The sequence below is a fragment of the Streptomyces roseicoloratus genome, assembly GCF_004117935.1.
Lineage (GTDB): Bacteria > Actinomycetota > Actinomycetes > Streptomycetales > Streptomycetaceae > Streptomyces > Streptomyces roseicoloratus.
Genome location: NZ_SDOY01000070.1, coordinates 1 through 16,550, shown reverse-complemented (window position 1 = coordinate 16,550; position 16,550 = coordinate 1). Strand labels below are relative to the sequence as shown.

15 protein-coding genes are annotated in these 16,550 nt (G+C 74.3%); 10 read left to right on the top strand and 5 right to left on the bottom strand.

What is annotated here, in order from left to right; genetic code table 11:
* Positions 1-68: 68 nt before the first annotated feature.
* Positions 69-2,141 carry a galactose-binding domain-containing protein gene (locus tag ESG85_RS06390; RefSeq protein ID WP_128977052.1) on the bottom strand — a complete coding sequence of 691 codons (2,073 nt, stop codon included), beginning with the start codon at positions 2,139-2,141 and terminating at the stop codon, positions 69-71.
* Positions 2,142-2,305: 164 nt separating this feature from the next.
* Entirely contained in the window at positions 2,306-2,899 is a 594-nt protein-coding gene (locus tag ESG85_RS06385; protein WP_128977051.1) for a TetR/AcrR family transcriptional regulator, read from the bottom strand.
* 368 nt (positions 2,900-3,267) lie between these two features.
* On the opposite strand from ESG85_RS06385, the gene ESG85_RS06380 reads away from it, so the two are divergent.
* From ESG85_RS06380 to ESG85_RS06340, 9 genes are all read left to right on the top strand, one after another.
* Positions 3,268-5,610, top strand: coding sequence for a collagenase (locus tag ESG85_RS06380; protein WP_128977050.1), 2,343 nt, complete (start codon positions 3,268-3,270; stop codon positions 5,608-5,610).
* Positions 5,611-5,723: 113 nt separating this feature from the next.
* Complete coding sequence (locus ESG85_RS06375; protein WP_128977049.1) at positions 5,724-6,887, top strand: NAD(P)/FAD-dependent oxidoreductase; 1,164 nt, start codon at positions 5,724-5,726, stop codon at positions 6,885-6,887.
* Between the two features lie 43 nt (positions 6,888-6,930).
* Entirely contained in the window at positions 6,931-7,242 is a 312-nt protein-coding gene (locus tag ESG85_RS06370) for a (2Fe-2S)-binding protein (RefSeq protein WP_246094836.1), read from the top strand.
* Entirely contained in the window at positions 7,223-8,743 is a 1,521-nt protein-coding gene (locus tag ESG85_RS06365; RefSeq protein ID WP_128977048.1) for an FAD-dependent oxidoreductase, read from the top strand. The genes ESG85_RS06370 and ESG85_RS06365 overlap by 20 nt, the downstream gene beginning before the upstream one ends.
* A gap of 115 nt (positions 8,744-8,858) precedes the next feature.
* On the top strand, positions 8,859-9,782 hold the full coding sequence (locus tag ESG85_RS06360) for a dihydrodipicolinate synthase family protein (RefSeq protein ID WP_128977047.1): 924 nt from the start codon (positions 8,859-8,861) through the stop codon (positions 9,780-9,782).
* Positions 9,783-9,799: 17 nt separating this feature from the next.
* Positions 9,800-10,804 carry a proline racemase family protein gene (locus ESG85_RS06355; protein ID WP_128977046.1) on the top strand — a complete coding sequence of 335 codons (1,005 nt, stop codon included), beginning with the start codon at positions 9,800-9,802 and terminating at the stop codon, positions 10,802-10,804.
* On the top strand, positions 10,801-11,880 hold the full coding sequence (locus ESG85_RS06350) for a proline racemase family protein (protein WP_246094835.1): 1,080 nt from the start codon (positions 10,801-10,803) through the stop codon (positions 11,878-11,880). The genes ESG85_RS06355 and ESG85_RS06350 overlap by 4 nt, the downstream gene beginning before the upstream one ends.
* Entirely contained in the window at positions 11,868-12,821 is a 954-nt protein-coding gene (locus ESG85_RS06345; protein ID WP_425471170.1) for an ornithine cyclodeaminase family protein, read from the top strand. Before ESG85_RS06350 ends, ESG85_RS06345 begins: the two co-directional genes overlap by 13 nt.
* A gap of 41 nt (positions 12,822-12,862) precedes the next feature.
* Positions 12,863-13,579, top strand: a complete 717-nt coding sequence (locus ESG85_RS06340) for a GntR family transcriptional regulator (protein ID WP_128977044.1) — start codon at positions 12,863-12,865, stop codon at positions 13,577-13,579.
* Positions 13,580-13,678: 99 nt separating this feature from the next.
* On the opposite strand, the gene ESG85_RS06335 is transcribed toward ESG85_RS06340, so the two are convergent.
* The 3 genes from ESG85_RS06335 to ESG85_RS06325 all read right to left on the bottom strand — a co-directional run bounded on the left by ESG85_RS06335 (position 13,679) and on the right by ESG85_RS06325 (position 16,173).
* Positions 13,679-14,110 (bottom strand): PPOX class F420-dependent oxidoreductase, encoded by a 432-nt coding sequence (locus tag ESG85_RS06335; protein WP_128977043.1) that lies wholly within the window; start codon positions 14,108-14,110, stop codon positions 13,679-13,681.
* Positions 14,111-14,180: 70 nt separating this feature from the next.
* Complete coding sequence (locus tag ESG85_RS06330; RefSeq protein ID WP_128977042.1) at positions 14,181-14,825, bottom strand: phosphatase PAP2 family protein; 645 nt, start codon at positions 14,823-14,825, stop codon at positions 14,181-14,183.
* Entirely contained in the window at positions 14,818-16,173 is a 1,356-nt protein-coding gene (locus ESG85_RS06325) for a diacylglycerol/lipid kinase family protein (protein ID WP_128977041.1), read from the bottom strand. The genes ESG85_RS06330 and ESG85_RS06325 overlap by 8 nt, the downstream gene beginning before the upstream one ends.
* Before the next feature lie 170 nt (positions 16,174-16,343).
* Here ESG85_RS06325 and ESG85_RS06320 point away from each other — a divergent pair.
* Positions 16,344-16,550, top strand: a 207-nt coding sequence (locus ESG85_RS06320) for a hypothetical protein (RefSeq protein ID WP_164986178.1), incomplete at its 3' end; no start/stop codon positions are given.

The window sequence follows — 16,550 nt, the reverse complement described above, 5'->3', positions numbered from 1 at the left end:
GCGCCCGACACGACGAGGGGGCCTGCCGGAGGAACTCCGGCAGGCCCCCTCCGCTCGGTACGACGGGATCAGGACCTGGTGACCTTCACCTCGTGGAGCGAATAGCCCCAGCCCGTCCCGCGCCGCTCGCCGTGGACCCGTACGTAGCGGGCCGACTGCGAGGCGAACTCCGCCGTGTCGTAGCCGCCGTCACCGGAGTCCGTGGACCACACGGAACGCCAGTCGGTGCCGTTGTCCGACAGCTCGATCCGGTAGGCCCGCGCGTAGGCCGCCTCCCAGTCCAGGGTGACCCGGCCGATCCGGCGCGAGGAGCCGAGGTCCACCTGCCACCACTGGTCGTCGGACCACTCGCTGGCCCAGCGGGTGCCGGTGTTCCCGTCGGTGGCGAGCCCCGGCGAGTAGTCCACGAACGGGTTCCACCACTGGGTGGTGCTCGCCGCGGTGGGCGCGCCGGAGGCCAGGTTCACGCCGAGTTCGTGCCGCTCGGTGGCCTTCCACGTCGTCAGGTACGACTCGGCGCCCCGCGACAGCTCCTCCACGACGGCCGGGCCGCCCGGCGTGAGCCGGATCTGCTCGACCCAGTCCGGGACCAGGCCGTTGTGCGCCGCACCGTCCTTGTTGAGGTCCCAGGTGCGCTCGCCCGTGACCTGCCGGTCGAGCGTCGAGCCGCCGTCGAAGCTCTTGAACGGGTACGTCACGGCGTTCGGGGCGTTCTCGCCGACCGGACCCGGCCAGCCGCCGACACCGTTCATGTCGGTGCCGTAGCCGAAGCCGACGCCGTACTTCCTCCGCAGGTCGGCCTTCTGCGCGGCCTCGCCGACGAAGCCCTGCGCGCCGTGCATGTACGAGGCGGCGAAGCCGCCGAGGCGGTAGAGCCGCTCGGTCCAGTCCAGGTCCATCCAGCTGTGCGAGGAGAGGACGCCCGGGTACTCCTCGGACTCCAGGATGTCCAGCGCCCGCCCGGCCGCCTTGACGCTCATGTGGTCGAGTTCCAGCATCATCCCGCGCTGCATCATGCCCTTCAGGGCGTACTCGCCGAGGCGGGTGAGTCCGCGCTTGTTGCAGCGGGCGTCGGAGGCGTACGAGGGCACGGTCACGCCCGGCGGCAGCTTCTCGGCCAGCGCGGCCGGCGCGGCGGCCAGGCCGATCGGGTTGTCGGCCTGCGGACCCGTGCACTTCTCCGTGGTCCAGAAGGTGCCGGTGGACAGGAACTGGCCGATGTTGACGGCGACACCGGTCGTGCCGCTGTCGAAGCGGACGCCGCACAGCGCGTTGTCGAACTTGTGGCACAGGAACATGCTGCGCACGCCGAGGCCGTACAGCTCGTCGAGCCCCTTGTCGATGTCCGCCTGGTCGCACTGGGCGACGTCGAGGATCATCTTGCAGCCGAACGGCTCCGAGGCCTCGACGCCGAGGACGACGGCGAGCTTGCCCTGCTCGATCACCGAACGGGCCTGCGCCGAGTCGGTGACGACGCGGAACCAGCCCTTGCCGGGCCCGCCGTACATCTTGTCGACGTAGTCCTGGAGCTCGTACGTCTTCCGGGCCTCCAGACGGATCGCGTCCATCTCGTCGCAGCCGCGGTCCCGGGGCAGCAGCGAGCAGATGAGGCCGTTGGTGACGAGGTCGTTGACCAGCACCCGCTGGCCGCCGCGCCAGGCCCGCTCGACCCACGCGTAGTAGTTCTGCTGGTGGCTCAGGGAGTCGTTGGCCGGCCAGTGCGTGAAGGTGGGCCAGCCGACCGGGTCGTGCTTGCCGTTGTCACCGCCGGTGACGTGCTCGAACAGGGCGCCCGAACCGTCCGGGTAGTGCTCCGGACAGTCCTTGAGCGCGTCGGCGATCCCCGCGGCGGAGAACGTCCGGCCGCAGATCATGCGGCCGCCGAAGCCCTCGTTGGACATGAGGTGGTTGTGGGCGTCGACGAAGCCGCGCACCTTGCCCGAGGCGTCCGTTCCGGTGAACGGCGCGCCCGTGACGTTGATCTGCGAGTCGGGCGCCGGGCGGGCGGTCGGCTCCCACCAGGAGCCGCCCGCGTCGGCGGCGGGTACCGGGCCGGCGCCGAAGACGACGGTGGCCAGGGCGATGAAGAGGGACACGAGCGCGAACCGGCCGCCCGCCCCGCGTGTTGATGGTCGATTCATGGTCTGCGATGCCTTCGGTCATGGGGGATACCGGGCTGCGAGCCGTCCGGGTGTTTCTTGCGGTAACAGCGGCTCCGCGCCGAGGATCGCGAGGATCGGAGAGTGAGTCAAGAGTCCGGGTCACATGACCTGTTGGCGGATCGGCGACGGCGCGGGCGCGGTCCTCAGCCCTGGATCAGCGCCACCATCTGGTCGGCGGTCGCGTCGAGCAGCGCCTCCGCGGCCCGGTCGTCGCCGAGCACCAGGTACTGCAGGGTGAGGCCGTCGATGGTCGCCGCGAGCATCCGCGCGATCAGGTCCACCGGCGCCCCGGGCGTGATGCCGCGCACCGCGCACACCTGCTCGACCAGGACCGCGGCGGACGCCACGTACTGCTCGTACTGCGCCCGCGCGAGCCGTTCGAAGCCCTCCTTGCGCAGCGCGTACTGGGTGAGCTCGTAGGTGAGCATGTGCTCGGCGGGGTGGTCGGTCACGTCCTCCCAGTACGTGCCGAGCGCGTCCCGCACCGTCTCCCGCAGCGTCGCGCGCGGCTCGACCGCCGACATCACGCGGGCCACGTAGTTGCCGGTGATGGAGCCGATCGCCGCCTCCAGGAGCTCCTGCTTGGAGTCGAAGCAGTAGTGGAAGACGCTGAGCGAGACCTCGGCCTCGGCGCAGACGGCCCGGGTCGTCGTCCGCGCGACCCCGTCCCTGGCCATGACCCGGACCGCCGCCTCGACCAACTGCCGGCGTCGCTCCGCCGACGGCATCCGTGCCATGCTGCCTCCTCGCGTCGGGCGCCAGGGTAACCGCCCGCGCGCCCGCGCCACCGGGTGCGCCCCGCGGGCCGGCGCCGGTGGCACGCCCCCGGCCGGCGGGGGGCCCGGCCGGCGGGTTCGCTCGGGGTCGTCCAGGACGAGGGCGAGGAGTGCGGCGGCGGGCATCGGGTCAGGGCGGCCGGGGCCCGTCGGGCGGAGGGGGCCGTTCCGTAAGTGCTTTCTCAACTGACGGGTGCGCAGACCTTGTCAGTGCAATTTCACATTACTATGTTACAGCTCGCGCGGTGAGTTCGACGATCGTCAACTCCCCCTCGAGCCGGGGGAGTTCACTGCGCCTACGGCCATCCCCCACTTGTCAGGAGCCCAGGTTGTCCCAGCACAGAGTCGTGCGCAGCTCCCTCCTCGCCACCGCCGTGGCGGTGACCCTCGTCGCTTCCGCCGGACAGTCCGTCCTGGCCGCGGAGCGACCCGCCGCGGCCCCGGCGCAGACCCCCGCGCAGGCCCCGGCCGCCTTCGCCGCGCCGGCGCCCAACCCCTTCGACGAGGTCGAGCACCTCGCCGACGCCAGGGTCGCCAAGCCCGCTCCGGCGCCCGCGCCCGGCGGCATCAAGACCCGCGTCCCCGGCCCCGCCACCCCGCAGGCCAAGGCCGCCCGCACCGCCGCGCCCCGCCTCGCCTCCGGCGTCCCCTGCACCCTCGACGGCATCAAGGGCCTCTCGCCCGAGCGGTTCGCCGACTTCCTCGCGGACCCCGCGGTGACCGCCGACGGCTGTCTGCGCAACCTCATCTGGACCTGGGACGCCCGACTGGCCCCCGTCATGTCCGACGCCCACGTCCAGGCCGTCGCCCGCAGGATCTCCTCCCTGGCCGCCGCCCACGACGGCCGGAACGCCACCCACCTGGAGGAGATGTTCACCTACCTCCACGCGGTGGCCTACCACGACTTCTCCCGTACCGAGATCGACATCACCGACGCCCCCACCGTCGACGCGATCCGCCGGGCGATCGCCGATTTCGGCAACGCCGCCCGCACCTTCGACGCCACCGCGACCAACGCCCGCACGCTGCGCGAGGCCCTCTACATCGGCAGCGCGCCCGGCCTGCGCCAGCACCAGCTCGGCCTCATCGTGAAGGTCCTGGCGACCATGGACGGCGCGCACACCGCGACCAACAAGGACGCCACCTGGGGCGGCGCCGCCCTCGCCGCGCTGTCCGTGAACTACCTCGGCGTCTACCCGGGCAACCAGGACGCCGCCTTCCACGCCGCCGCGAAGGCCGACCCCGCCTACCGGGCCGCCTTCAAGGCCTTCTCCGGCTACACCCACCTCAAGGGCACCGCCAACGACTGGGCCGCCCGCGACGCGCTCTCCGAGTACGGCCGCTTCGGCCAGATATCCGGCCTCCAGGCCACGATCACGGCCGACCTCGGCGCCCTCCTCGGCCCCGTCCAGTCCGGCTTCGGCGCCGGCAGCGCCCCGTGGGCGAGCCTCGTCAACTGGCTGAACTTCTACGACGCCTGCGCGCAGTACGACGTCTGCAAGGCCGACATCGAGAAGCGCATCTTCCCGTACACGTACACCTACGACAACGGCGCCATCAAGGTGCGCACCGGCCTCGACCGGGCCACCGTCGACCAGCTGTACTACGCCAGCAAGCAGGTCAAGGCCCAGTACCACCGCGTGCTCGGCACCGACCAGCCGCTCGCCGGCGATCCCAACACCACCCTGAACATCGTCCTCTACGCCTCGCGCGCCGACTACGAGAACTACCACCCGATCCTCACCGGGTACTCGACGAACAACGGCGGCATCTACATCGAGAACGGCGCCACCTTCTACACCTACCAGCGCCGCGTCCCGCAGGACTCCACGCTCACCCTGGAAGAGCTCTTCCGGCACGAGTACACGCACTACCTCAACGGCCGCTTCGCCGTCCCCGGCTTCTTCGGCGAGGGCCCCTGGTACCAGGGCGACCGGACCACGGCCATGGACGAGGGCACCGCCGAGTTCTTCGACGGCGCGACCCGCGACGACGGCATCGCCGTCCGCAAGTCCCTGGTCCGCGGCATCATCAACGACACGGCCGGCGGCGGCCCCCGCATGAGCGTGCGCCAGCTGCTGCACGCCACCTACGACGGCGACGGCTTCCGCTTCTACAACTACGCGGGCACCTTCTTCGAGTTCCTGTGGACCGAGCGGCCGTCCGAGCTCCGCGCGATGTACGGCCGGCTGCGCGCCAACGACGTCGCGGGCTACGACGCCTGGCGCGAGCGCCTCAGCTCCGACGCCGGCCTCCAGGCGGCCTACGACCGCTTCCTGGACGCGCAGATCGCCAAGGTGAACGACCTGTTCGTGCCGAACACCACCTTCACGCCCAACGAGCAGCTGACGTACTCCACCGTGGTGGGCGTCAAGACCGCCTTCGCCGGTGCCACCTACAGCAACCCGGACTGCGTCGAGAACGGCGACCCCGGCAAGCGGCGCTTCGTCTGCACGGGCCGGATCACCGCCAACCTCAGCGACGCGAACAGCGAGGACCGCGTCTTCAAGGACATGTCCGAGACGGTCGACTACTTCATCCTCGACCGCGCCAGGGAATCCCACCTGAACAACCTCGCCGACATGAACTGCAGCTTCGGGCCGGTCGAGATCTGGTCCAACCGGGTCGCGGGCACGTCGAGCTACCGCTGTGAGGGCCCGCTCCGCAGCTGACCCCGGGCCGCTGCCGGCCGAACCGTCCGATTTCCGCCTGATCCGCCGTCAACGCGGTGACCAGGGGCCGAAAACCCCTGGTCACCGCCTGAAGAATGTGACATATTACTGTCGTGCCCAAGAGACACTCCCTGGATGCCGTGATCATCGGTGCCGGCGTGGTCGGAGCCGCCTGCGCGTACTACGCGGCGCGCTCCGGACTCTCCGTCGCCGTCGTCGACCGCGGTCCCGTCGCGGGCGGCACCACAGGTGCCGGGGAAGGCAACCTGCTCGTCTCCGACAAGGGGACGGGCCCCGAGCTCGACCTCGCGCTGCTGTCCACGAGACTCTGGCGCGAGCTGTCCGACGCACTCCCGGCGGACATCGAGTACGAGCCGAAGGGCGGGCTCGTCGTGGCGCACGACGAGCCCACCCTGAAGGCCCTCCGCGTGTTCGCCGACGCGCAGCGGACCGCGGGGGTCCGGGCCGACGAGATCGCCGCCGCGGACCTGACCACCCTCGAACCCCATCTGGCGCCGGACCAGGCGGGCGGCTTCCACTACCCGCAGGACGCCCAGGTCCAGCCCGCCAAGGCCGCCGCGCGACTCCTGGAGGCCTCCGGGGTGCCCGTCCACCTCGGCGAGGAGGTCACGGACGTCCTGCGCACGCCCGCCGGACACGTCGCGGGCGTCCGCACCACCCGCCGCGAACTCCTCGCGCCCGCCGTGGTCAACGCCGCCGGAACCTGGGGCGGCGACGTCGCCCGCCTCGCCGGCAGCACCCTCCCCGTCCTGCCCCGCCGGGGCTTCGTCCTGGTCACCGAACCACTGCCCCGCATGGTCCACCACAAGGTCTACGCCGCCGACTACGTCGCCGACGTGGCCAGCGGCTCCGCGGCCCTGCAGTCCTCCGCGGTCGTGGAGGGCACGCCGTCCGGCCCGGTCCTCATCGGCGCCACCCGCGAACGCGTCGGCTTCGACCGCTCGCTGTCCACGGAGGCCCTGCGCCGGCTGGCCGGCCAGGCGGCCGCGCTCTTCCCCTTCCTCGCGGACGTCGAGGTGATCCGCGCGTACCACGGCTTCCGCCCGTACCTCCCGGACCACCTCCCGGCGATCGGCGCCGACCCGAGGGTCCCCGGCCTGCACCACGCCTGCGGCCACGAGGGCGCGGGCATCGGCCTGGCCCCCGCCACCGGAGCGCTCATCGCGGCGACGCTGACCGGCTCGGCACCGCCCCTCGACCCGGCGCCCTTCTCGCCGGCCCGGGACTTCGCCGACCACGACGGGGAAGCCGCATGACCCACGGCCGCCACGCACCCACCGACCACCCAGGAGCCACGCTGTGACCACCCCGCGCGACCTCGTGGGCGGCGCACCGCGCACCACGTACACCCTGACCTTCGACGACCGCGAACTCCCGGCCCAGGAGGGCCAGTCCGTCGCCGCGGTGCTCTGGTCGGCCGGCATCGTCTCCTGGCGCACCACCCGCAACGGCGCCGCGCCGCGCGGCGTCTTCTGCGGCATCGGCCAGTGCTACGACTGCCTGGTCACCGTCAACGGCCGCCCGAACCAGCGCGCCTGCATGGTGCAGGCCCGCCCGGGCGACGCCGTCACCACCCAGGAAGGAACGGGCCGTGCCGCACTCGACCGCTGACCTCGCCGTCGTCGGCGCGGGCCCGGCCGGCCTCGCCGCGGCCGTCACGGCCGCGGACCTCGGCCTCTCCGTGACCCTGCTCGACGCGGGCGCCCGTCCCGGGGGCCAGTACTACCGACAGCCGGCACCCGGCCTCGGCGCCGAGCGCCCCCAGGCCCTGCACCACGACTGGCGGGCCTTCGCGGACCTCACGCGCCGCCTGGAGGCCCACCGGAGGCGGGGCGGGATCACCTACCTGCCGCACCACCACGTCTGGGCGGTCCTGCCGTCCGGCGACACCGGTTCCTGGACGGTCCACACCCGCGCCGACCGCGCCGCGGAGGCGCCCGCGCCCGCCGGCGCCGCCGCCGAGGCGACCGGCCCCGGCGGTGAGACCGAGGCACCCGCTCCCGTCATCGCCCGCGCCGTCCTCCTCGCCACCGGCTCGTACGAGCGCCAACTGCCCTTCCCCGGCTGGACGCTGCCCGGCGTGGTCGGCGCGGGCGGCGCGCAGGCCATGCTCAAGGCCGGCCTGGTGCTGCCGGGCCGGCGGATCGTCGTCGCCGGCAGCGGCCCGCTGCTGCTCGCCGTCGCCGCCTCCCTGTCGGCCGCCGGAGCGCGGGTCCCCGCGGTCGTCGAGGCGTCCGGGTACGGCGGTTACGCCGCCCATACGGCCGCCCTCGCCCGCAACCCGGCCAAACTCGTCGAAGGCGCCCGCTACGGCTCCGCGCTCGTCCGCCACCACACCCGGCTGCTGACCCGGCACGCCGTCGTCGAGGCGCACGGCACCGACCGGGTGGAGGCCGTGACCGTCGCCCGGCTGGACCGCGACTGGCGCCCCGTCCCCGGCACCGCCCGCCGCATCCCGTGCGACGCGGTGGCGGTCGGCCACGGCCTGGTGCCCGAACTGTCCCTGGCGACCGGGCTGGGCTGTGCGACCCGGACGGCGGCGGACGGCACGGTGGCCCTCGCCCTCACCGACGACCTGCGCACCTCGGTGCCGGGCGTCTGGTCCGCGGGCGAGACCGGCGGCATCGGAGGCGCCCAGCTGGCCCTGGTGGAGGGCGCCCTGGCCGCCCATGCGATCGCCGGCGCCGCCCGGGCCGCGGGGCCCGGCGCGCGTACGGCACCCGCCGCGCCCGCCGCCTCCGGATCCGCCGCCTCCGCCGCCCCGGAATCCCTGCGGCGCGCCCGCGCCCGCCTCCGCGCCTTCGCCGACGCGATGGGCGCGGCTCACCGCCCCGGCGAGGGCTGGACGGAGTGGCTGGCCGACAGCGCCGACGTGTGCCGCTGCGAGGAGGTGACGGCGGGGGAGATCCGCGAGGCCGTCACGGATCTCGGCGCACGCGACGCGCGGACGGTGAAGCTGCTGACCCGCGCGGGGATGGGGTGGTGTCAGGGCCGGATGTGCGGTCCGGCCCTGGCCGCCCTGTGCGGGGTGCCCCCGGCGCCCGACCGCCGTCCCCTCGCCTGCCCGGTGCCGCTGCGCCGGCTGGCCGCCCTGCCCGCCGACCCGAGCTGATCCCCACCGACCCGAGCCGATTCCCGCCGACCCGAGCCGATTCACCCCCGCGGCGGTCTTGTGACCGACGTACACCCCTCAATAAAATGTCACACACTACAAAGGAGAGTTGCCGATGAGCGAGAGCGTGACCGCCTCCTCCCACTGGAGCCCCACCCGCCCCTGGCGCGGCATCATGGTCGCCACCACCCTCCCGCTGCGCGCCGACCTCTCGGTCGATCACGACGCCTACGCGGAGCACGTCCGCTGGCTGATCGACAACGGCTGCGACGGCGTCGTACCCAACGGATCCCTGGGCGAGTACCAGACCCTGACTCCGGAGGAGCGGGCCCGGGTGGTCCGCACCGCGGTCGAGGCCGCCGGTGACGGCGCCCGCGTCATGCCCGGCGTCGCCGCCTACGGCAGCGCGGAGTCCCGGCGCTGGGCCGAGCAGGCCGCCGAGGCCGGCGCCGGCTCGGTGCTGCTGCTGCCGCCCAACGCGTTCCGCGCGGACGAGGCCGCTGTCCTCGCCCACTACGCCGAGGTCGCGAAGACGGGCCTCCCGATCGTGGCGTACAACAACCCGATCGACACCAAGGTCGACCTGACGCCCGCGCTCCTCGCCCGGCTCCACGCGGCCGGTGACATCGTGGCCGTCAAGGAGTTCAGCGGCGACGTCCGCCGCGCCTACGAGATCGCCGAACTGGCCCCGGAGCTGGACCTGCTGATCGGCGCGGACGACGTCCTGCTCGAACTGGCCCTGGCGGGCGCGGTGGGCTGGATCGCCGGCTACCCCAACGCGCTCCCGGCCTCCTGCGCCGAGCTCTACCGCTCCGCCGTCGCCGGGGACGTGGCCACCGCGCTGCCCCTCTACAAGTCGCTGCACCCGCTGCTGCGCTGGGACTCCAAGACGGAGTTCGTGCAGGCCATCAAGCTGTCCATGGACATCGCCGGCCGGCCCGGCGGCCCCACCCGGCAGCCCCGCCTCCCGCTCACCGGCGACACGGCCGCCGCCGTACGCGCCGCCACCGAGAAGGCCCTGGCCGACGGCCACCACTGAGAGGACCGGACGCACCCATGCGCACCCGTCACGTCTACCACGCGGTCGACTCGCACACCGAGGGCATGCCCACCCGGGTGATCACCGGCGGCGTCGGGGTGATCCCCGGCGCCACCATGGCCGAGAAGCGGCTCCACTTCATCGAGCACCTCGACCACCTGCGCACCCTCCTCATGTACGAGCCGCGCGGACACGCCGCCATGAGCGGCGCGATCCTCCAGCCGCCCACCCGCCCCGACGCCGACTACGGCGTCCTGTTCATCGAGGTGTCCGGCCTGCTGCCGATGTGCGGCCACGGCACCATCGGCGTCGCCACCGTCCTCGTCGAGACCGGCATGGTGCCGGTCAGCGAGCCGGTCACCACCGTCCGGCTCGACACCCCGGCCGGGCTCGTCAGCGTCGACGTCCGCGTGGAGGACGGCGCCGCCATTGGCGTCACCCTCACCAACGTGCCCGCCTTCTGCGTCGGCCTCGACCTCAAGGCCGAGGTGCCCGGATACGGCACGGTCACCTACGACCTGGCCTACGGCGGCAACTTCTACGCCTTCGTGGAACTCGACTCGCTCGGGCTGCCCTTCGACCGGGACCGCAAGCAGGACCTGCTCGCCGCCGGCCTGGCCGTCATGGACGCCGTCAACGGCAGCCCCGACCGGCCGGTCCACCCGGAGGACCCCGCGCAGGGCGGCGTCAAGCACGTCTACCTCGCCGCGCCCGGCTCCGACGCCCGCCGTTCACGGCACGCCATGGCCATCCACCCCGGCTGGTTCGACCGGTCCCCGTGCGGCACGGGCACCAGCGCCCGGATGGCCCAGCTGCACGCCCGCGGACTCCTGCCCCTGGACACGGACTTCGTCAACGAGTCCTTCATCGGCACGGAGTTCACCGGCCGGCTCGTCGCCGAGACCACGGTCGGCGGACGGCCCGCGGTCGTCCCGACGGTCACCGGGCGGGCCTGGATCACCGGCACCGCCCAGTACTTCCTCGACCCCACCGACCCGTTCCCCGCGGGGTTCCTCCTGTGAGCCCGCCCGGCGTCCGCCCCACCGGGGCCCGTCCCGACGGGCCCCGTCCCACCGAGGTCCGCACCACCGACTACCACACGGCGGGCGAGCCCTTCCGGATCGTCTCGGAGGGCCTGCCCCCGCTCCCCGGCGACACCGTCGCCGAACGCCGGGCCACCCTCCTCGGGCCGGGAGGCTCCGGCACCGCCCCGCGCCCCGGCGCCCTGGACGAGCTGCGCCGGCTGCTCGTCCGGGAACCCCGCGGCCACGCCGGCATGTACGGCGGCTTCGTCGTGCCGCCGGACGACGACGGCGCCCACCTCGGCGTGCTGTTCTGGCACAAGGACGGCTACTCGACGGCCTGCGGCCACGGCACCATGGCCCTGGGCGTCTGGGCCGTCGACTCCGGCCTCGTGACCGCTCCCGGAGACCGGGACGTCCAGGTCCGCATCGACGTCCCCTCCGGGCGGGTCACCGCGACCGTGCACCGCGCGGAGGGCCGCACCACCGGCGTCACCTTCCGCAACGTCCCGGCCCGGGTGTCCGCCCGGAAGGTGCCGGTGACCACGAGCCTCGGGACGGTCGAGGCCGACCTCGCGCACGCCGGCGCCTGCTACGCCTCGCTGCCCGCGCACGCCCTCGGTCTCACCGTCGACCGCGCCTCGCTGCCCGCCCTCACCCGGGCGGGCCGCGAGATCCGCGACGCCCTCGACGGACACCCCGCCACCCGGCATCCCGGGGACCCCTTGCTGTCCGGTGTCTACGGCGTGATCCTCCACGAGGACCTGCCCGACACCCCGAGCGGCCCGCACCAGCGGAACGTCACCGTCTTCGCCGACGGCCAGATCGACCGCTCGCCCTGCGGGTCCGGCACCTCCGCCCGGCTGGCCCTCCTCGCCGGGGAGGGCCGCCTGGGCGCGGGCGACGTGCTCACCCACGAGTCCGTGGCGGGCACGGTGTTCACCGGCAGGACGGTCGCCGGAGCCGCGACGGAGGAGGGGCTGGTGACCGAGGTGACCGGAACGGCCCACCGGACGGGCGAGCACCGCTTCGTGCTCGGCCCGGAAGACACCCTCGGCACCGGATTCCTCCTGTGAACCCGGAGGTCCTCGACGGCCCGGCCGTCGCCCGGCTGCTCTCCCCGGCCGGGGCCGTCGACGCACTGGCCGAGGTGCTCCGAGAAGGGCTCGACCCGGAGGACTGTCCGCCGCGCACCGCCGTGCCGGTGCCGGCCGGCGAGCTGCTGCTCATGCCGGCCGCGTCGGCGTCCTGGGCCGGGGTGAAGATCGCCGGAGTGGCGCCCGGCAACCCTGCCCTGGGGCTGCCGCGCATCACCGGCAGCTATCTGCTCCTGCACGGCCCGACGCTGCGGCCGGTGGCCGTGATCGACGGAGCCGCGCTCACCGCCCTGCGCACCCCGGCCGTCTCCGCCCTGGCCGTCCGTCACCTCACGGCACCCGGCCGTCCGGTACGGCTCGTGCTCTTCGGCTCGGGTCCGCAGGCGTACGGGCACCTGGAGGCGGTGCTCGCGGTGCGCGAGGTGACGGAGGCCGTGGTCGTCGCGCGGAACCCGGAGCGCGCCGCCTGCCTCGTCGCACACGCCCGGGACCTGGGCGTACCGAAGGCCCGTACGGGCGTGCCCGAGGACGTGGCCGACGCGGAGCTGGTGGTGTGCTGCACCACCGCCCGCACGCCCCTGTTCGACGGCGGGCGCGTCGCGCCCGGGGCCACGGTCGTCGCCGTCGGCTCGCACGAACCGGACGCCCGGGAGACGGACTCGGACCTGGTGCGGCGGGCGGCCGTGTACGTCGAGTCGCGCGCCGCCGCGGCCCGCGAGGCCGGCGACCTGCTGATCCCGGAAGCCGAAGGAGTCGTCGGGCCCGGGCACATCGCGGGAAACCTGGCGGAACTGGTCACCGGCCGGGCGGACCCGCCCGATCCGGAGGCACCGCGGCTCTTCAAGAGCGTGGGCATGGCCTGGGAGGATCTGGCCGTGGCCGTCGCCCTGCACCGCGCGGCGTCCGGCAGAGAAACGTGACATTGTACGCTGGGCCTTCTGCGAGTTCTCGGAGGATCAGCGTGGGTGACCTGAAGCAGCACAGTCTCATCAAGGCCCAGGAGCGGCTCCGCGACCAGGTGGGCCACGCGCTGCGCGCCGCCCTGATAGCGGGCGAACTCCGGCCGGGCAGCGTCTACTCGGCGCCCGGCCTGGCCGCCGAGCTCGGCGTGTCGGCCACCCCGGTGCGCGAGGCGATGCTCGACCTCGCCCGTGAGGGGCTGGTCGAGCCCGTCCGCAACAAGGGCTTCCGGATCACCGAGGTCAGCGAGCGCGAGCTCGACCAGTGCACCGAGCTGCGCATGCTGATCGAGGTCCCCACGGTCGGCCGGGTCACCGAACTCGCCACCCGGGAACAGCTGGAGGAGCTGCGCCCGCTCGCCGAGGACATCGTCGTCAAGGCGCGCGAGCACAACCTCATCGGCTACCTCGAGGCCGACCGCCTCTTCCACCTCACGCTGCTCGGCCTGGCCGGGAACGACCGCCTCGTGGAGACCGTGGGCGACCTCCGCAAGCGCTCCCGGCTCTACGGGCTCACCGGCCTCGACGAGGCCGGGAAGCTGGTCTCCTCGGCGGAGGAGCACCTGGAACTGCTCGACCTGATGCTCTCCGGCGACCGCGGGGCAGCCGAGGCCTGCATGCTGCGCCACCTGGGCCATGTCCGCTCGCTGTGGGCCGAGGCCCGCGACGAGCCGGTCGAGCGCCCTGCCGGCCGCCTCGGCCCGGTCCGCAAGAACTGACCGCCGCGCACCCGGCCCGGACCGGAGGCCCCCAGGGCCGGCCCGGCCCGGCCCGGGTGCCTTCGGCCCGGGTGCCTTCGGCGCCCGGCCGGGCCCGGCTCACCCCAGGGACTGCCCGTACACGTGGTCCACGGCCATCCGCATGAGCACCCGCCGGTCGGCCACCATCACCGCCCGGTACTCCTCCCAGTCCGGGTGCTCGCCCGCGGCGAGCCGGTAGTAGTCCACGAGCGCCTCGACCTCGGGCCCGTTCGGGTCGGTCCCGGGGCCGACCAGCGTCACCGAGCCCTCGGCCGTCGCCCAGGACCGGCCGTCCCCGCTGGTCACCTCCAGGGCAGCGCGCGGGTCCCGGCGCAGGTTCGCGGTCTTGGCGCGGCCCTCGGTCATCGACACGTACAGCGTCTCGGTCGAGGGGTCGTAGAACGGCAGCACGGGCGACAGCTGCGGACGGCCGTCCGCCTTGAGGGTGGCGAGCACGCCGAGCCGGCTCTTGGCGAGGAGGCCGCGGGGATCGAAGGAAGTCGTCGTCATGTCCTCCTTCAAGTCCCGTGCGCCATCGTCTTGTTCCCGCGGAGGCCGGCCCGGGCAAGGCGGCCGGACGTCACCGTCCGGGGCCAGGCCAGGGCAGCGGGCGGGACAGCAGCGCCTCCGCCGCCGTCAGGGCCGTCGCCGCGCTCGCCAGACCGAGGACCGCGCCCGCCGCGACGTCACCGGGGTAGTGGACGCCCGTGTGGACGCGGGAGTAGCCGACGGCGCAGGCCAGCACACCCAGCGGGAACGCCGCCGGAGGCAGCACCACGCCCACGGCCGTCGCGAACGCCACCGCCGAGGCGGTGTGCCCGGACGGGAACGAGGCCGAAGTCGGCATCCGCACGTGCCGGTCCACGGTGACCCGGGCCGCCTCGCGGTCGGGCCGGCGCCGGCGCACGAGCCTCTTGCCCAGCAGGTTGCCGACCGCCGAGGCGACCGCGATCGCGCCGACCCCGGCCGCCGCCGCCCGCCGCGGGCGTCCGCCCGGCAGGGCCAGCAGCGCGGCCACGGCGAGCGAGATCTTCGAGTGGTCGGCGGCGTGGGAGAGCCGGCGCAGCGTCCGGTCGAGGGCCGGCGTCGGCGTCGCGGCGACCGCCGCGTAGAGCGCGCCGTCCACCGCGCTGAGGTCGGCGAGCACGGAGCGGAGCGGCGCACCGCGCCGCTCCGTGCCATCGGGCGGCGGGGCGGTCCCACCGGTGGTGGGCGGTTCAGCCATGGGAGCCTCCTCGGGGGATACGACGGCCGACGGCGAGGACGAGGATCCGGTTCCAGTTGGTCGGCGGGGCGGCCGGAACCGTGCCGGGCCGGTCACGGGGGACCAGGACGCGCAGCGCGCGCGGGCGGATGGTGCACACGACCGGGGCCGGCAGCGTCAGGGCCTCGCCGTCGACCGCGACCGGCAGGGTGTCGGTGCCGGCGGTGACCTCCACCCGGTGCGCGGTGAGCACGTTGAGGCCGGCGGACTGGGCGCCGCGGACGGCGAGCTCGGCCGCCTGCGCCGCGCCCTCCACCCGGACGGCCACCACGCCGAGCAGGCCGCCGTCCAGCCGCGGTCTGCGCCCGCCGCCGAAGGGATCGGGGGAGTTGTACGCGTTGTTGCTGACCAGCAGGGCCTGCTGGTCGCTCAGCGCCGCCCCGTCGGCGCGGGCGTCGACGCGGCGCCCGGCCTCCCCGCCCAGCAGGTCCGGCATCATGCTCAGGGCCGTGCCCGCCTTGGCGTCGCGGTACTCGGGATGCTGCACGACGTCCGCGTACACGCCGAACGAGACGGTGTTGACGAACGGTCGCCCGCCGACGTCGCCGAGATCGATCCGCAGCTCCTCGCCGTCGGTGAGGGCGTCCAGACAACGGGACGGATCGGTGCGGTCGAGGCCCAGGTCCATGGCCAGATGGTTGCGGGTGCCCGCGCTGATCACCAGGAACGGCAGGTCGTGCTCGGCCGCCACGGCGGCCACCAGCGCCTGGGTGCCGTCGCCGCCCGCGACGCCCAGCAGGTCGGCGCCCTCCGCGACCGCCGCGCGGGCGAGCTCGGTGACGTCGGCGGGCTCCTCGCCGTGGTCGGCCGGTTCGAGCAGCACGACCTTCGCGCCGAGCCGCTCCGCCTTCTCGACCAGCCCGAACCGGCCGACCTTGCCGTCGCCCGACTTCGGGTTCATCACGATCACCGGCCGCCGCGGCCGCGGCGCCGGCCGGGCGCGCCGGCGGCGCTCGGGACGGCGCAGCGCGGACCGGGCGCAGAACAGGGCCACACCCCACAGCAGCAGCGAGGTCAGGGCGGACCGCCACAGACCGCGGTCGACGTAGAGCAGCAGCACGGCGGCCGGCGTGGCGGCCGCGAGCAGCGCGCCCAGCAGGCGCACGGGTCCACGGTGGGCGAGGAACCACCACACGCCCGCGGCGCACAGCGCGAGTCCCGCCAGACCGCTCGCGACGATCAGCAGTCCGCCGCTCCCGAACGGCACGAACAGCGAGACCACCGCGAGCACGGCGGCGAGCAGCGCGCACCGCGCCAGCAGACGCGCCCGGCTCCGCCTCCGTACGTGATCGCGGTCCTCCGTGCTCACCGTCCGCCCTCCCGCGCCCGTGGCTCCGCCCCCAGCCTGGAGCTTCGCCGTACGTCACACCGCCCGCGCGGGGCCGTTCGGGTGATGCCCGGCGGGCCGCCCGCGCGTGTCGGTCCGGATCGTCCGGATAACGATTGTGGCACGCGCCGATTGACGACAAGATCGTCCGGGTGCGTGATGATGCGAAGCTCTCCGACGGGGTCGTCACCCTGTCACCGCTCGACCCCGCCGACGCGGCCCGCCTGCCCTTCCTTCCTCCGTCCCCTCCCGGCGCGCCCTGGCGCGCCCACGGAGCGGCGCAGGCCTTCGGCATCCGCGCCGGGCGCCTGGTCGGCGCCGTCCGGCTGCGCCCCGCCGCGACCGCCGCCGCGACCCGG

Bases quoted from the DNA above. Each gene is read 5' to 3' on its own strand.
- ESG85_RS06390 (WP_128977052.1), bottom strand. From the start codon at position 2,141: ATGAATCGACCATCAACACGCGGGGCGGGCGGCCGGTTCGCGCTCGTG.
- ESG85_RS06385 (WP_128977051.1), bottom strand. From the start codon at position 2,899: ATGGCACGGATGCCGTCGGCGGAGCGACGCCGGCAGTTGGTCGAGGCG.
- ESG85_RS06360 (WP_128977047.1), top strand. From the start codon at position 8,859: ATGAGCGAGAGCGTGACCGCCTCCTCCCACTGGAGCCCCACCCGCCCC.
- ESG85_RS06355 (WP_128977046.1), top strand. From the start codon at position 9,800: ATGCGCACCCGTCACGTCTACCACGCGGTCGACTCGCACACCGAGGGC.
- ESG85_RS06335 (WP_128977043.1), bottom strand. From the start codon at position 14,110: ATGACGACGACTTCCTTCGATCCCCGCGGCCTCCTCGCCAAGAGCCGG.
- ESG85_RS06330 (WP_128977042.1), bottom strand. From the start codon at position 14,825: ATGGCTGAACCGCCCACCACCGGTGGGACCGCCCCGCCGCCCGATGGC.